The sequence below is a fragment of the Henriciella aquimarina genome (genome assembly GCF_002088975.1).
GTDB classification, from domain to species: domain Bacteria; phylum Pseudomonadota; class Alphaproteobacteria; order Caulobacterales; family Hyphomonadaceae; genus Henriciella; species Henriciella aquimarina.
Map to the genome: position 1 here is coordinate 97,047 of NZ_NCST01000062.1, position 15,189 is coordinate 112,235.

A 15,189-nucleotide genomic window follows, 5' to 3' on the forward strand; every position below is an offset into this window, starting at 1 on the left:
CCATGATCCCGATTACCGAGTATGCAGGACGCGATGTGGCAGTCTTCGGACTGGGCCGCACCGGGCTGGCCGCCGCAAAGGCGCTCAGGGCCGGCAATGCGCGCGTGCATGCCTGGGACGACAATGAAGAGACCCGGGCCAAGGCCGAAGCCGCCGGGATCCCGCTGTCGGATCTCAACAAGCGCGACTGGCAGAGCTTTGCCGCGCTCGTCCTCTCGCCGGGCATCCCCTACCGCTTCCCGCAGCCGCACCGCCTGGTCCGCCTCGCGCAGATGACCAATGTGCCGGTGGTCGGCGACATGGAGCTGTTCGCGCGCGCCGTGCAGTCGCTGCCCGAGCGCGGCCGGCCCAAGGTGATCGGTGTCACCGGCACGAACGGAAAGTCGACCACGACCGCGCTGATCGGCCATATCCTGAAAGAGTGCGGCATGGATGCCCGCGTCGGCGGCAATATCGGCAAGGGCGTGCTCGACATGGCGCCGCTGCATGCCAATGCCGTCTATGTGCTGGAGCTCTCCTCCTACCAGCTCGACCTGGTGAAAAGCCTGCATTGCGACGTCTCGGTCCTGCTCAACATCTCGCCGGACCATCTCGACCGGCATGGCGGGATGAAGGGCTATATCGATGCCAAGCGCCGCATCTTCCTGAACCAGCAGCCGGGCGACACCGCCGTCATCGCGGTCGACGACACCATCACCCAGACGCTCGCCATGGATCTCGCGACCCGCGGCGGCGTGCGCGTCAGCCAGGTCTCGTCGGAGTTTGCGCTTGGCCGCGGCATCAGCGCGGTGAACGGCAAGCTCTATGACAGCCTGCTCGGCAATGCGATCCGGGTCGGCGATCTTGCCGATGCCGCCACGCTGCCCGGCCGGCACAATTTCCAGAATGCGGCGGCTGCCTATGCCGCCTGCCGCGCGCTCGGGCTCGAGCCGGGCCGGATCTTCGCCGCCATCCTCAGCTTCCCGGGTCTCGCCCACCGCATGGAGCAGGTCGGCGAGATCGACGGTGTGCGCTTCGTCAACGATTCCAAGGCGACCAATGCCCAAGCCGCCGAACAGGCGCTGCGCGCCTATCCCAAGGTCTACTGGATCGCCGGCGGCGTCCCGAAGGCCGAAGGGATTGGCCCGCTCGCGCCCTATTTCGATCATGTCGCCAAGGCCTATCTCATCGGGGACGCCGCCGACGCCTTCGCCCGCACGCTGGATGGCAAGGCCGTCTATGAGAAGTGCGGCACGCTCGAGAATGCCGTCTCGGCGGCCTATGAGGATGCGCGCGCCTCCGGTGAGGCCAATCCGGTTGTGCTCCTGTCGCCGGCCTGTGCGAGCTTCGACCAGTACAAGGATTTCGAAGCACGCGGCGACGCCTTCCGCGATATCGTCGAGGACCTTGGCGGCAACTCGCTCGTGAAGATCAAGGAATCGGCATGAGCGTGCAGATGGGCGACAGCCTCATCCTGCCCCGGGCCGATGGCTCGCATGTTACCGAATGGCGCCGCAGCGTCGACTGGCAGATCCTGGCCGCCTCGACCATGCTGTTGGGCCTGGGCCTGATGCTGTCTCTGGCGGCCGGTCCGCCGGCGGCTGAACGGCTCGACCTCACCGACGCCTTCTATTTCGTCAAACGCCATGTCGTCTTCGCCGGCGCCGCGCTTGTCCTGATGGTTGGCACCAGCATGCTCGACCGCGTCTGGGTGCGGCGGATTTCGGCGGTCGTCTTCTGCGGCTCTTTCGTGATGCTGGCCGCCATCCTGATTATCGGCCACGAGGCCAAGGGCGCGCAGCGCTGGATCGAGCTTGGCGGCTTCACGCTGCAACCGTCCGAGTTCGCCAAGCCGGCACTCGTCGTCATGGCGGGCTGGCTGCTCGCCCAGCGCCAGCTCTATCCCGGCGGGCCGTGGGCGGTCGTCGCGCTGGTCTTCTATGTCGTCACGCTCGGCCTGCTCCTGCTGCAGCCGGATGTCGGCCAGTCGGCGCTGCTGACAGCCGCCTTCATCGTGACTTTCTTCGTCTCGGGCCTGCCCTGGCGCTGGGCGGCCATGTTCTTCGGTGGCGGGCTCGGCCTGTCGGTCGCGCTCTACGGGCTGCTGCCGCATGTGCGCCACCGGGTGAACAGCTTCATCAACCCGTCCGACTATGACACCTACCAGATCGACAAGGCATCCGAAGCGATTGCGCGCGGCGGCTTTCTCGGCGCCGGGCCGGGCGAGGGGACGGTGAAGACGCACCTGCCGGATGCCCATACCGACTTCATCTATGCCGTGCTGGGCGAGGAGTTCGGCTATATCGCCGCGCTCGCACTCATCGCGCTTTACGGCTTCATCTGCTGGCGCGGCCTGCGCGGTGCCTCGCGGGTGCGTGACCCGTATCCGCGCTCGGCAGCGGCCGGACTCTTTGCCCTTTTCGGCCTTCAGGCTGCCATCAATATCGCGGTGAATGTGAGCCTCATCCCGCCGAAGGGCATGACCTTGCCCTTCATTTCCTATGGAGGCTCCTCGATGTTGGGGATCGCGTTGACTCTGGGCCTCGCCCTGGCGCTAATTCGGCGTCAGAGCACAGCAGCGGCCTGGAGTGAGCATGGCTGAGAGCGAGACAGACAAACCGCTCGTCATCATCGGGGCAGGGGGCACCGGCGGACACATGTTTCCGGCGGCGGCCTTTGCCGACGAGATGCGCGCGCGCGGCTGGGCTGTCGGCCTGATGAGCGATGCGCGCGGCCTGCGCTATGCCGGGGACTTTCCCGCCGACTGGAAGGAAGAGGTCCGCGCCGCCAGCCCCAACATGCGCAAGCCCTGGACGTTGCCCGGCGCGGCACTGAAAATCTGGGGCGGCATCAATTCCGCCGCGCGCACCATGAAACGGCTGCAGCCCGCGCTGGTGGCCGGCTTTGGCGGCTATCCGGCCTTTCCGGCGCTCAGTGCCGCGACGCGCCGCAAGGTGCCGATCCTGATCCATGAACAGAACGCCGTGCTCGGCCGGGTGAACCGGCGCTTTGCGGGCAAGGCGGCCATCGTCGCCTCCGGCTTCGAGCGGCTCGACCGTCTGCCGGGCGGGGCGGTACACCATGCCGTCGGCAATCCGGTGCGGTCTGCCGTCGCCGCCAAGCGCGAGGTGCCCTATCCGCCGACCGATGGCGAGCTGACCATCTTCATCACCGGCGGCAGCCAGGGCGCGAAGATCCTCGGCGACATCCTGCCGCTGGCGATTGCGAACCACACGCCCCCGACGCTGCGCGCGCGGCTGAAAGTCGTCCAGCAGGTGCGCGAGGAGCAGATGGATCAGGTGCGCGCGGTCTATGACAAGGTCCAGCTCCGCCACGAGCTGAAACCCTTCTTCTCCGACATGCCCGACCGGCTGGCCGCCGCCCATCTCATCATTGCGCGCTCGGGTGCCGGCACCGTCAGCGAGATAGCCGCGGTGGGCCGGCCCTCCATCCTCATCCCGCTCAAGATCGCGATGGACAATCACCAGGAAGCCAATGCCGAGGCGCTGGTCGAGGCGGGTGCCGCCGACATGATTGTCGAGGACAATCTCTATCCGAACCTGCTGGGGGAGCTGATCGCCGCGCGTCTGGGCGATGCCGGCGAGTTGAAGAACCGGGCCGCGCTCGCACGGGTGACGGGCACGGTGACAGCGGCGAGCGACCTGGCCGATCTCGCCGAACAGGTGGCGAAACGCTAGGCCGCCGAGCGGCAGGCATGACTGATGTGCATCTCGGCGTCCTTCAGCCAGTCCCAGCCGAACGCCTCTTCGCTGTCGCCATGCTGGCGGCGCATCTCCAGCCGTGCCAGCGCGTCCTCCAGCGTCGGCTGATGGCCTTCGGGCACCCACCACATGACGAAATGCATCTCGCCCAGCACCTCGAACCAGTCGGCCCGGCGCTCATAGAAACGTTTGTGGATGGTGCCCCAGACGAAGCGTTCGAGGCTTTTGACGTCCTTCCAGACGGTGAGGTTGGAGACGAGCTGCGGGTCGCCGCCGATCTTGGTTTCGGTGTTGCCGGTGCCCGGCTCGCCCGAGCCCTCCATCATCCAGACAAAGCCCGGCATGCGTTTGCCCAGCCCGTTGATGAGGTCGAGATTGTCCATGAAGTCCTTGACCCGCGGGTCACCCGGCGGAGCGATGAGGCGGCCGACATTCAGCTCGGCAAGGTGCATGGTCATGGGCGGGCCTTTCAGTGCGTTTCCTCAGGGTAACCTTATGGAAGCGCGGCCCATTGCAAGTGAAAGACGCGTTATATGCCCTGAAAATGCCCTCCTGCCGCCATGCTCAGCATCCGGTCCTTGCCTAGGCCGGGCAGTGCACGCTATCGCGAGGAGATCTCACCCATGCCTTTTGAAGACACCGCGCACATGACCCTGAAACCTTCTCCCTTCGATATCGGCCCGGCCCACCTTGTCGGGATCGGTGGTATCGGCATGTCCGGCATCGCCGAGATCATGATGAATCTCGGCTACAAGGTGCAGGGCTCCGACGTGAAGGAGAGCGCCAATGTCGAGCGCTTGCGCGAGAAGGGCGCCACTGTCCATATCGGTCACAAGCCCGAGAATGTCGCCGGTGCCGGGGCGGTGATCATTTCGTCTGCCATCAAAGGCGACAATGTCGAGGTGCAGGCCGCGCGCGCCCGGGGCATTCCGGTGGTGCGTCGCGCCGACATGCTGGCCGAGATCATCCGCATGAAGTGGACGGTCGCCTGCGCGGGCACCCATGGCAAGACGACCACGACCACCATGGTCGCCGCGCTGCTTGACGGCGCCGGCATCGACCCCACCGTCATCAATGGCGGGATCATCAACGCCTATGGCTCCAACGCCAAGGCCGGCACGGGCGACTGGATCGTGCTGGAAGCCGATGAAAGCGACGGCACCTTCATCAAGCTGCGCCCGACCATTGCCATCGTCACCAATATGGACCCCGAACACATGGAGCATTACGGCTCCATGGAGGCGCTGAGGAAGGCGTTCGACACCTATGTCGGCAATATTCCCTTCTATGGTTTCGGCGTGCTCTGCACCGACCATCCGGAAGTTTCCGCCATGGTCAGCCGCGTCTCCGACCGGCGCATCATCACTTACGGCTTCAACCGCCAGTCCGATGTGCGCGCGGTGAACCTGCAGTCCGATCCGGACGGGGTGACCTTCGACGTCATGGTCCGTGGCCGGCAGGGCCGCGAGGACCGGACGATTACCGGTGTGCGCCTGCCCATGGCGGGCGATCACAATGTCGCCAATGCGCTGGCCGCGATCACCGTCGCCCTCGAACTCGGCGCCACCGTCGAGCAGATCAAGCACAGCTTCGAGACCTTTGGCGGGGTGAAGCGCCGCTTTACCCCGGCTGGCGAATGGGTGCCCGAAGGCGCCGGGCCGGATGGCCGCGTGCGCGTTATCGATGACTATGGCCACCACCCGGTCGAGATTTCCGCCGTGCTGAAAGCCGCGCGTGCCATGCAGGGCCAGAACCGCGTCATCGCGGTCGCCCAGCCGCACCGCTATTCGCGCCTCCACGACCTGTTCGAGGACTTCTCGCAATGCTTCCGCGAGGCCGACATCGCCCTCATCGCGCCGGTCTATGCCGCTGGCGAAGACCCGATCGAAGGCGCGACGCACACCGAACTCGTCGACAGCATCACCGCGCATGGCCACAAGGATGCGCGCACGCTCTCATCGCTGGATGAGCTGCCGGATGTCATCCGCGAGATCGTGCAGCCGGGCGACCTGATCGTCTGCCTCGGCGCGGGCGACATCACCGCCCATGCCAATGCGCTCGCCGGGAAATTCGGGGCGTGAGGCCCATGCTTCGACAAGCTCAGCATGAGGTCTTTCCAAGAGACGGATGGCAGGCAAGCGCGTCTCTCATCCTGAATCTCCCGACCTTCATCCTGAACCTGTCGAAGGATGAGGCTTGCGGAAGGTTTCAGTCCCGCTTCACCACGGCTTGTCCGTGGTGCCCATCTCATGCCGGTGCAGCAAGACGCCCATGCATGAGATGGATCCCACGGACAAGCCGTGGGACAGCCAATCCGGAAAGGGTCTGCCATGTGGCGTGATAATCTCCCACCCGTGCGTGGCAAGCTGCTACGCGACCAGGCGCTCGCGCCCTATACGTGGTTCCGGGTCGGCGGGCCGGCCGATGTGCTCTTCCTGCCGAAGGATGAGGACGACCTGGCCGACTTCCTGAAGGCGTTGCCCGAAGAGGTGCCGGTCCATTTCATGGGCGTGGCCTCGAACTCGATCATCCGTGATGGCGGGATCGAGGGCGTCACCATCCGGCTGATGGGCGGATACTGGGGCAAGGTCGAGCCGGCCGGGCCGCATTCGCTCTTTGCCCGCGCCGGGGCGCTCGACCTGGCGGTTGCGAAGACCGCCGCGAAGGAAGGCATTGCCGGGCTCTCCTTCTTCTCCGGCATTCCGGGCTCGGTGGGCGGTGCGGTGCGCACCAATGCCGGCTGTTATGGCCGCGAGCTGAAGGACGTCGCCAACCAGATCGAGGGCATCACCCGGTCCGGCGAGAAAGTGCGTTTCGAAGCCGAGATCGCGCAATATGGCGATCCGAAGATCGACTTCTCCTACCGCCATTCCAATTTCCCGGACGACATCATCGTCACCGGCATCCTGCTGACAGGCTCGGGCGATGGCGATCCGGCCGCACTGGACCAGGAGATCGCCGAGCATCAGCTGCGCCGCGCCGAAACCCAGCCGATCCGCGAAAAGACCGGAGGCTCCACTTTCGCCAATCCCGATCCGCCCGGCACGCCCAACCAGCGCTCAAGCTGGAAGCTGGTCGATGCGGCCGGCTGCCGGGGCCTGAAAGTGGGCGGCGCGCAGGTCAGCGAGAAGCACTGCAACTTCCTGATCAATACCGGCGAGGCGAGCGCCGCCGATATCGAGGCGTTGGGGGAGCTCGTGCGCGCCCGCGTCCTGGATGTCACCGGCGTCGATTTGCGCTGGGAGATCCGCCGCATCGGGCGACTGAAAGCGCCCGAATAGGCGCCCGGTTCAGCGCGACTTCTCCGGCTCCTGCACTTCGGCATGGACCTGTCCCCAGGCCAGCATGGCGAAGAGGCCGGCCCCGCCGATAATGTTGCCCATCAGGGTCGGCAGCAGATTGACCCCGATCAGTTTCAGAAAGCTCTGATCGCCTTCGAACCCGACCAGGAACAGCTCCGTCGCGCCCACCACAACGTGGGCGAAATCGCCAAGCGCGATGAGGTAGGTGAAGAAGACGATCACCCAGAACTCATTGCCTTCCGAACCGGGCCGGATCCAGACCAGCGCGGCCACGAGGAAGCCCGCCGGCATGGCTTTCAGGAAGGTCTCCCAGGCCGTCCAGCCGGCGACATGGTGGCCGATTTCGACAGCGGCCTGCTTGACCTCGGGCTGCAGGGCGCCGCCATAAACGAAGAAGGCAGCCGCCACCGCCGTGCCGATCATATTGGCAAGGAAGACCGTGCTCCACAGCCGCGCCGTGCCGAGAATGGTGCGCTTGCACGGGTCTGCCAGTGTTGGCAGGACAACGGTCAGCGTGTTCTCGGTAAACAGCTGCATGCGCCCGAGCATCACGATGAGGAAGCCGGAGGCATACCCGAAATTCTCGATCAGGGGGCGCCACTCCCGGTCCGGCAGGCCGGTGCGCAGCATGGCTTCCATGGCGAGCGATATCGAGATGCTGATGCCCGCGGCGATGCCCGACCACCAGATGGAGGATTGCGGGCGCGAGAGCTCCGAGCGGCCCTCCTGGCGGATAACCTCATAGACCATCCGGGATTTCAGCTTGGTCAGCCGCGCGGCTTCAAAGCGTTCCTCCTCGGTAATCTGGTCTTCTTCTGCGTGTTCCGGGGATTTCTGGACCGTACCTGACATGAGGGTCTCAACGCCGGGCGCGCGGCAATGTTCATTTCATTCCGCGTGTGCAGTGTCCGGAAGGACTGCCTTAATTTCTCGCCCTCACCATGATTGGTTAAGTCCGGGGCCGGTTTGGGGCCCTGAGACAATTCTGGAGGAAGACATGAAGCGTGTCGCGGTCGTTTATGGTGGCTGGTCGTCGGAGCGGGAGGTGTCCATCTCGTCGGGCGAGCAGATGCTGCGCGCGGCGAAGGCAGCCGGTTATGACGCGGTCGGCATCGATGCGACCCGTGACCTTGCCCGCCAGATCGCGGAAGCAAAGCCCGATGTGATCCTCAACGGCCTGCACGGGCCCTGGGGCGAGGATGGCTGCGTGCAGGGCCTCTTCGAGATTCTCGACATTCCATACACCCATTCCGGCGTCACCGCGTCGGCCATCGCCATGGACAAGCGCAAGTCCAAGGCGGTCTATGTCCAGGCCGGGCTCGATGTGGCGAAGGATGTCGCCGTCACCCGCGAAGAGGCTGCCCGCGCCCATCCGCTGGCGCCGCCCTATGTCATCAAGCCGGTCAATGAAGGCTCGAGCTTCGGGGTGGTTTTCGTGCGCGAGCAGAGCAATGGCCCGTCCCAGATCGTGCTGTCGGAGGAGTGGCACTATGGCGACAATCTCATGGCCGAGGAATACATCCCCGGGCGCGAACTCACCGTTGCCGTGATCGGCGACAGGCCGCTGGCTGTCACCGAGATCACAACGTTAAGGGAGTTTTACGATTTTGATGCAAAATATGCAGCTGGCGGATCGCGTCACGAGGTGCCGGCAGACGTTCCGGAGTCCGTAGCGAAACAGGCTCTGGAGGCCGCGCTCAAGGCACATGAAGCCCTGGGCTGCCGGGGTGTGTCGCGGTCGGATTTTCGTTTTGACGAGGAAAAGGACCGGCTCGTGATACTGGAAACAAATACCCAGCCAGGCATGACGCCGACCTCGCTTGTCCCCGAACAGGCCGCCCATACGGGCATGACCTTCGAGGACCTCGTCGCGTGGATGATCGAGGACGCTTCATGCCGCAGGTAAGAGGCAGACAGACCCAGCAGACCGGCAAGGGCCGCAGCCGGCGCAAGGCGCCGCCGCCCCCGCCCGAGCCGGAATATGATCGCGTCGAGGCCTCATCGGTGGTCTTCGGCCTGGTCATGGTGTTTGCCGTGATCGTCACGGGTGCGGCCCTGATGGGCGGCTCGCTCGCCAAGATCGGCGACCGGTTCGGCGGCGCGATTGACGGCACGGCCGGCGCGCTCGGCTTTGGCGTGGCCGACGTGAAGGTCGTCGGGCTGGAAACCGACCGCCAGCTGGCCGGCATGGTCGAGCGTTTCACCGAGATCGAGCATGGCGACAACATGTTCCGCGCCAATCCGCATGCCATTCGCCGCCGCATCATGGCGACCGGACAAGTCACCGATGCGCGCGTTTACCGTCTCTGGCCGAACCAGATCCTGGTCCATGCCTCGCCCGCCGAGCCGGTCGCGCTCTGGCACAATGGCGAGGAATGGAAAGTGGTCGACAGTCTCGGCCGGATCATGACGGCTGCCGATCCGAAGGATCATGCCAGGCTGCTGCGCATTGCCGGAAAGGCCGCGCCCGATGGCACGCCGGCCCTGATGCGCGCCTTTGCCCGTCATCACGATCTCGCCGGCAAGGTGTCCTATGCCCAGCGCGTCTCGCAGCGCCGCTGGGATCTCAAATTGAAGTCAGGCATGACCATCCAGCTGCCTTCGGACGCGCGCATCGACCGCGCCGCCGTGGCGCTGGCGGAGCTCGACCAGTCAGAGAAACTGACATCGCGCGCCGTCGACCGCATCGACCTGCGCGTGCCGGGAAAGACCTATCTGAAACCGACAAGGAGCGTTGGCGCGGGCAGTGCGCCGGCGGATAGCTAGAATGGCCAGAGCAGACGCAAGACTGAAGCCCGCCAAAGCCGCTCGCATCGGCAATGCGATTGCGTCGCTGGATATCGGCTCATCCAAGATTACCTGCCTGATCGGGCGGTACGATCCGTCCTCGAAGGCCGGCTTCACTTTCCTTGGCGGCGGGCGCCAGCAGAGCCGCGGCTTCAATGGCGGCTCGATCAAGGACATGGAAGCGCTGGAACGCTCCATCCGCCTCGCCGTGGAAGACGCCGAACGCCAGGCTGGGGAACGCATCGAGCAGGTCGTGCTCGGCATCACCGGGCCGAAAGTGACCTGCGATTTCGTCACCGCCGCCATGGACATTGGCGGGCGCGAGATCACGCGCAAGGACATGAAGAAGCTGCACGCCGTCGCGCTCGGCAAGGTCAATCCGAAACAGCTTGAAGTGCTCTCGGCCCATCCGGTCGTCTATCAACTCGACGACCAGGAAGGCATCAAGGATCCGGCCGGCATGATCGGCGACAAGCTGCGCGTGCTTATTTCCGTGATCACCGCGCCGAAATCGCTGGTGCGCAACCTCGTCGAATGCGTTGGCCGCGCGCACTTGCATGTCGACCGCATCATCCCGTCAGCCGTGGCCAGCGGGGCCGGCGCGCTGATCGACGATGAAATCGAGAATGGCGCCATCTGCATCGATATGGGCTCTGGTGTGACGTCTGCCTGCGCCTTCATCAACGGCGCGCCGGCCTGGCTCGGCCTCGTTCCGGCAGGCGGGGCGAAGGTCACCTCCGATATCGCCCAGGGCATCGGCACCACCTTTGCCGCTGCCGAGCGCCTGAAGACGGTCTATGGCAATGCCGACACCAAGAGCGCGGGCATGGCCGAACGCATCGAGGCCGCCCGCCTTGGCGACGATGGCCGGCTCAATGCCAGCAAGATGGCCCGCGGCGATCTTGCCGCCATCATTGAGCCGCGCATCGAGGAAACCTTCGAATATGCCGCGAAGATGATTTCCGGCAGCGACCTCAGACGAATCATGCCGAGACGCACCGTACTGACAGGCGGCGGAAGCCTGCTCCCGGGCGTCCGCGACATCGCCGCGCGGCAGCTGAATCAGCCCGTTCGCCTCGGAAAGCCTGTGGAAGCCGACATTTTGGGCGAATCGCATGCCAATCCCGTCTTTTCCACAGCCGCAGGTCTGTTATCCTACGAGTTCAGGGGATTCACGGACGTGGCGAAGGCTGGCAGCGCGTCCGACAGTGGAGGAGTGCCGGGCAAGGGCGGACTTCTGAATCGGATCTTTCGCTGGCTCAGTGAAAATTTTTGAGCCGCGTAGGCCTGACTTAACTGTCTTTTAGTCTGAGACGGTCAGTTTGTTGCCTGAAGCCCCGTATGTAGACTTGCAAAGGCAGACCAGAATGACTCAGGAACTCAAGCCCCGGATTGTCGTGTTTGGTGTCGGTGGTGCTGGCGGAAACGCTGTCGACAACATGATCGAAGCCAAGCTCCAGGGGGTCGAGTTCGTCGTCGCCAACACGGACGCGCAGGCGCTTGAGCGGGCGACCACCCAGAACCGCATCCAGCTCGGCCTGGAAACCACCTCCGGCCTGGGCGCAGGGGCGCGTCCCGATGTCGGGGCGGCGGCTGCCGAAGAGTCCATCGAGGATATCAACGCCTATCTCGAAGGCGCACACATGGTCTTCATCGCTGCCGGGCTTGGCGGCGGGACGGGCACAGGCGCTGCGCCGATCATTGCCAAGGCCGCGCATGACAAGGGCATCCTGACCGTTGGCGTCGTAACCAAGCCGTTCAGCTTTGAAGGCGGACGCCGCATGGCGATCGCCGAAGGCGGTCTCGACCGGATGCGCACCGCCGTCGACACGATGATTGTCGTGCCGAACCAGAACCTTTTCCGCGTCGCCAATGAGCGCACGACCTTCGCCGAAGCCTTCCGCATGGCCGACGACGTGCTCTATTCCGGCGTGCGCGGCATCACCGACCTCATGGTCATGCCGGGCCTGATCAATCTCGATTTCGCCGACGTGCGCACCATCATGAAGGGCATGGGCTCTGCCATGATGGGCATGGGCGAAGGCGAGGGCGAGGAGCGCGCGCTCGAAGCCGCCCGCGCCGCCATCGACAATCCGCTGCTCGACGATGTCTCGATGAAGGGCGCCAAGGGCGTGCTCATCAACATCACCGGCGGCTATGACATGACGCTGTTCGAGCTGGATGAAGCGGCCAACGAGATCCGCCGCGAGGTGGATCCGGACGCGAACATCATTCTCGGCTCGACCTTCGACGCCGAGCTTGAAGGCCGCCTGCGGGTCTCCGTGGTTGCCGCCGGTCTCGAGGCCGGCCAGGCGCTCGGGATCCATACCGAGGAAACCGTCGAGATGGCCAAGCCGGTCGAGGTCGCTACCCCTGAAACCGAAGAGGTTTCCGAGCCGGCCGAACGCCCGAAAGTGGTCGTCAGCGAGACCAAGGCCGAGCCTGAGAGCGACCAGGAAGACATGTTCGAGACCGATCCGCGCCCGGACTTCCGTGGCCGCCAGCTTCCGCCCGCCCATATGGAGCGTCAGGAAGGCGATGAGCAGGTCTCTGCCGACCAGGCCTTCGGACGCAGCAAGCCGAAGCCGGCCGCCAAGTCGGAAGACGATCATGGCGGGGCGGGGTTCGCGAACCTTTTCGGCTGGCGCAAGGGCACCGCTCAGGGCGACAATGACGAAGATGATGTCGACCTGCCGGAGAAGATCGTCTCCTCGCCGGAAGACCATCCGGATGCGGCCCCGTTCGACGATGCCGACCTCGAGATTCCGGCCTTCCTGAGACGGTCTGCAAACCACTGAAAACAGCCCCGTCTGTTACAATAAATTCCCTTCAAGAACAGGGCTCTGAGGTGATCGGAGCCCTGTTTGTCATATTGCGAAACATTCCTTGTTTTGAAGTTCTCCCGCGACTCCCTTTCTAAGCAGGGTAAGCCAAAGGGTGCGTATCCCATGAGTAGCGTACAGTTTCAGCAGACCATCAACTGCCCGGTCGTGTGTGCGGGCGTCGGCGTTCACAGCGGTGAGCGCGCGCGGATCGTCATGAAGCCGGCCCAGCCGGGCACGGGCATCCGCTTCCGCCGCAGCGACATCACCGACCGCGACAATGTCATCGTGGCCCGTGGCGACCGTGTCAGCGAGGTTCAGCTCGGCACGACGCTGCGCAACGAGGCCGGTGTCACCGTCGCGACGGTCGAACACCTGCTGGCCGCTTGCGCCGGTGTCGGCGTGGACAATCTCATCATCGAGATCGACGGCCCGGAAGTGCCGATCATGGACGGCTCCTCGGCGGTCTATTGCGAGCTGCTGCTCTCGGCCGGTCTGCGCCGCCAGGGCGCGCTGCGCCGCCGTATCCGTATCCTCGACACCGTCGAGGTCGGCGACGGCGTGAAGACCGCGCGGCTGGCGCCCTCGGCTGACGATTACCTGTCCATCCATGCCCGCATCGAATTCGAGAGCCGCGCCATCGGCACGCAGCAGATGTCGCTCAGGCTCCTGCCGGGCATGTTCGCGCGCGACATCGCCTTTGCGCGTACCTTCGGCTTTGCCCAGGACGTGGAGAAACTTCAGGCCATGGGGCTTGCCCGCGGCGGGTCGCTTGAAAATGCGGTCGTTCTCGATGGCGACAAGGTCGTCAATCCCGAAGGCCTGCGCTCGGGCGACGAGTTCATCCGGCACAAGATCCTCGATGCCGTGGGCGACCTGATGCTCGCCGGCGCGCCGATTGCGGGCGTCTATGAAGCCCGCCAGCCGGGCCATGCACTCAACAACAAGCTCGTGCGTGCCCTGCTCGAGACGCCGTCGGCCTGGTGCTGGGAAACCGACGAGCTGGAAAGCCTGGCCCAGACACGGGCAACAGCCCTCAGCCGCTAGACGCGGCGAGGGACATTTCTGCGGAAAGTCAAAGAAGGGAAAGGCCTGGCCTTAGCTGTCCGGCCTTTGTCCTGCATCGCTCAGCGAGCCGGCAATGATCGCCGTATCCGGCGAATCCGATTCTGCAAGCGTGCGGATCATGGTGAGAATGGCCGAGCGGACCTTCTCGTCCTTGATGCGCGACATGTTGCGCACACACTCTATGGCCAGACGCGAGGAAGACAGCATGTCGTCATCGCTCTCAGGCTCGGTCTCATCATCCAGTCCGTCGAAAAACCAGGCTGGCGATACGTCGAGCGTCTGGGACAGCAGATAGAGCCGTCCGGCGCTCACGCGATTCGAGCCGGTCTCGTATTTCTGGATTTGCTGATAGGATACACCCAGCGCTTCGCCCAGCTGGTCCTGGGTCAGCCCTGTCAGGATACGCCGGCGGCGGATGCGCTCACCGACAATCGTATCAACCTCGGTGGCCGTAAAGCCGCTCTCGTCCTTCTCTTGCATTGTCTTTCGCCTTCCTGCACGGGCGCCAGTAATCCCCGGTTTCGGCGTACTTCCAAGGGGGAAACTAGTCCGCCCTCACATTTCAAACAAGCAACATGACGGGAAGTTCCTGTATCCTGGTCTTTACATCAGGGCGCTCCCGGTCAAAGTGCGGGGCGTTGATGACCCAATTCGGACCCGACCATGACGTTTAAGCTGAAGACTAGCCTGACAATTGCGAGCGCCGTCCTCCTGCTGGCAGCCTGCAACTCGAACCGGCGGGCGCGTGACCTCGCCTATGTCGAGCGGCCCGTCGAAGCCCTCTACAATGCCGCCGCCGAAGAGATCGACCAGCGCGACTATGTCAGCGCCATCGAGCTGTTCAACGAGGTCGAGCGCCAGCACCCCTACTCGGAATGGGCCCGCCGGGCGACGATGATGTCGGCCTATGCCTCCTTCCGTTCGCGCCGCTATGACGATGCCATCTCGACCTCGCAGCGCTATCTCTCGCTCAATCCGGCCGGGCAGGGCGCAGCCTATGCCTATTACCTGATCGCGCTCAGCTACTTCCAGCAGATCGTCGATGTCGGCCGCGACCAGAAGAGCACCGAAAACGCGCTGGCCGCCCTGCAGGACGTGACCCGGCGCTATCCCGACACCGATTATGCCCGCGACGCCGAGATCAAGATCGACATGGTCCGCGACCAGCTGGCCGGCAAGGAAATGGCCATCGGGCGCTGGTATCTGCGCCGTAACCAGCATCTCGCCGCGGTGAACCGCTTCAAGACCGTCATCGACGAGTATGACACGACCAGCCACACGCCCGAGGCGCTGTATCGCATGGTGGAGTGCTATCTGTCGCTCGGCCTGTTCGACCAGGCCATCGCGTCGGCCTCCGTGCTCGGCTACAATTATCCTGAGAATGAGTGGTACAAGGACGCCTACAGGCTTCTGGACCGTCAGGGCATTGGCGAGCAGGCGCGCACCAGCACGGCGTCCGTCGAATAGGGCGCTGTCCACAAGAGGCTTGTTCTCTTTTTGTTCCGATGG

General features: G+C 64.5%; 14 protein-coding genes. 11 read left to right on the forward strand and 3 right to left on the reverse strand.

Annotated features, from left to right (window positions below):
* Positions 1 to 2 precede the first annotated feature (2 nt).
* From murD to B8784_RS10150, 3 genes are read left to right on the forward strand one after another with little or no spacing between them, the layout of a single operon-like run.
* Positions 3 to 1,427 carry a UDP-N-acetylmuramoyl-L-alanine--D-glutamate ligase gene (gene murD, locus B8784_RS10140; protein WP_084397851.1) on the forward strand — a complete coding sequence of 475 codons (1,425 nt, stop codon included), beginning with the start codon at positions 3 to 5 and terminating at the stop codon, positions 1,425 to 1,427.
* Positions 1,424 to 2,581, forward strand: coding sequence for a putative lipid II flippase FtsW (ftsW, locus tag B8784_RS10145; protein ID WP_084397852.1), 1,158 nt, complete (start codon positions 1,424 to 1,426; stop codon positions 2,579 to 2,581). Before murD ends, ftsW begins: the two co-directional genes overlap by 4 nt.
* Positions 2,574 to 3,677, forward strand: coding sequence for a UDP-N-acetylglucosamine--N-acetylmuramyl-(pentapeptide) pyrophosphoryl-undecaprenol N-acetylglucosamine transferase (locus B8784_RS10150; RefSeq protein ID WP_084397853.1), 1,104 nt, complete (start codon positions 2,574 to 2,576; stop codon positions 3,675 to 3,677). The genes ftsW and B8784_RS10150 overlap by 8 nt, the downstream gene beginning before the upstream one ends.
* Here the strand turns inward: B8784_RS10150 and B8784_RS10155 are convergent.
* Positions 3,674 to 4,159: a DUF3291 domain-containing protein gene (locus B8784_RS10155; protein WP_084397854.1), complete on the reverse strand. Its 486-nt coding sequence runs from the start codon at positions 4,157 to 4,159 to the stop codon at positions 3,674 to 3,676. The two genes, B8784_RS10150 and B8784_RS10155, sit on opposite strands and share 4 nt — an antisense overlap.
* A 165-nt stretch (positions 4,160 to 4,324) precedes the next feature.
* Between B8784_RS10155 and murC the strand changes: the two genes are divergently transcribed.
* Positions 4,325 to 5,782 carry a UDP-N-acetylmuramate--L-alanine ligase gene (murC, locus tag B8784_RS10160; RefSeq protein WP_143435411.1) on the forward strand — a complete coding sequence of 486 codons (1,458 nt, stop codon included), beginning with the start codon at positions 4,325 to 4,327 and terminating at the stop codon, positions 5,780 to 5,782.
* Between the two features lie 249 nt (positions 5,783 to 6,031).
* On the forward strand, positions 6,032 to 6,982 hold the full coding sequence (murB, locus tag B8784_RS10165) for a UDP-N-acetylmuramate dehydrogenase (protein ID WP_084397856.1): 951 nt from the start codon (positions 6,032 to 6,034) through the stop codon (positions 6,980 to 6,982).
* Between the two features lie 9 nt (positions 6,983 to 6,991).
* Here the strand turns inward: murB and B8784_RS10170 are convergent, their stop codons facing one another.
* Positions 6,992 to 7,855 carry a formate/nitrite transporter family protein gene (locus B8784_RS10170; RefSeq protein ID WP_084397857.1) on the reverse strand — a complete coding sequence of 288 codons (864 nt, stop codon included), beginning with the start codon at positions 7,853 to 7,855 and terminating at the stop codon, positions 6,992 to 6,994.
* A gap of 145 nt (positions 7,856 to 8,000) precedes the next feature.
* Between B8784_RS10170 and B8784_RS10175 the strand changes: the two genes are divergently transcribed.
* The 5 genes from B8784_RS10175 (at position 8,001) to lpxC (ending at position 13,659) form a co-directional block, all read left to right on the forward strand.
* Positions 8,001 to 8,909 carry a D-alanine--D-alanine ligase gene (locus B8784_RS10175; RefSeq protein ID WP_084397858.1) on the forward strand — a complete coding sequence of 303 codons (909 nt, stop codon included), beginning with the start codon at positions 8,001 to 8,003 and terminating at the stop codon, positions 8,907 to 8,909.
* Positions 8,897 to 9,769, forward strand: a complete 873-nt coding sequence (locus tag B8784_RS10180) for a cell division protein FtsQ/DivIB (RefSeq protein ID WP_084397859.1) — start codon at positions 8,897 to 8,899, stop codon at positions 9,767 to 9,769. Before B8784_RS10175 ends, B8784_RS10180 begins: the two co-directional genes overlap by 13 nt.
* Position 9,770: 1 nt before the next feature.
* Positions 9,771 to 11,066 (forward strand): cell division protein FtsA, encoded by a 1,296-nt coding sequence (gene ftsA, locus B8784_RS10185; RefSeq protein ID WP_084397860.1) that lies wholly within the window; start codon positions 9,771 to 9,773, stop codon positions 11,064 to 11,066.
* A gap of 91 nt (positions 11,067 to 11,157) precedes the next feature.
* Positions 11,158 to 12,588: a cell division protein FtsZ gene (gene ftsZ, locus B8784_RS10190; RefSeq protein ID WP_084397861.1), complete on the forward strand. Its 1,431-nt coding sequence runs from the start codon at positions 11,158 to 11,160 to the stop codon at positions 12,586 to 12,588.
* A gap of 150 nt (positions 12,589 to 12,738) precedes the next feature.
* Positions 12,739 to 13,659: a UDP-3-O-acyl-N-acetylglucosamine deacetylase gene (gene lpxC, locus B8784_RS10195; protein WP_084397862.1), complete on the forward strand. Its 921-nt coding sequence runs from the start codon at positions 12,739 to 12,741 to the stop codon at positions 13,657 to 13,659.
* 51 nt (positions 13,660 to 13,710) lie between these two features.
* Here the strand turns inward: lpxC and B8784_RS10200 are convergent, their stop codons facing one another.
* Positions 13,711 to 14,160 carry a helix-turn-helix domain-containing protein gene (locus B8784_RS10200; protein WP_084397863.1) on the reverse strand — a complete coding sequence of 150 codons (450 nt, stop codon included), beginning with the start codon at positions 14,158 to 14,160 and terminating at the stop codon, positions 13,711 to 13,713.
* Between the two features lie 183 nt (positions 14,161 to 14,343).
* Between B8784_RS10200 and B8784_RS10205 the strand changes: the two genes are divergently transcribed.
* Positions 14,344 to 15,147, forward strand: a complete 804-nt coding sequence (locus tag B8784_RS10205; RefSeq protein ID WP_084397864.1) for an outer membrane protein assembly factor BamD — start codon at positions 14,344 to 14,346, stop codon at positions 15,145 to 15,147.
* The last annotated feature ends 42 nt before the right edge of the window (positions 15,148 to 15,189 follow it).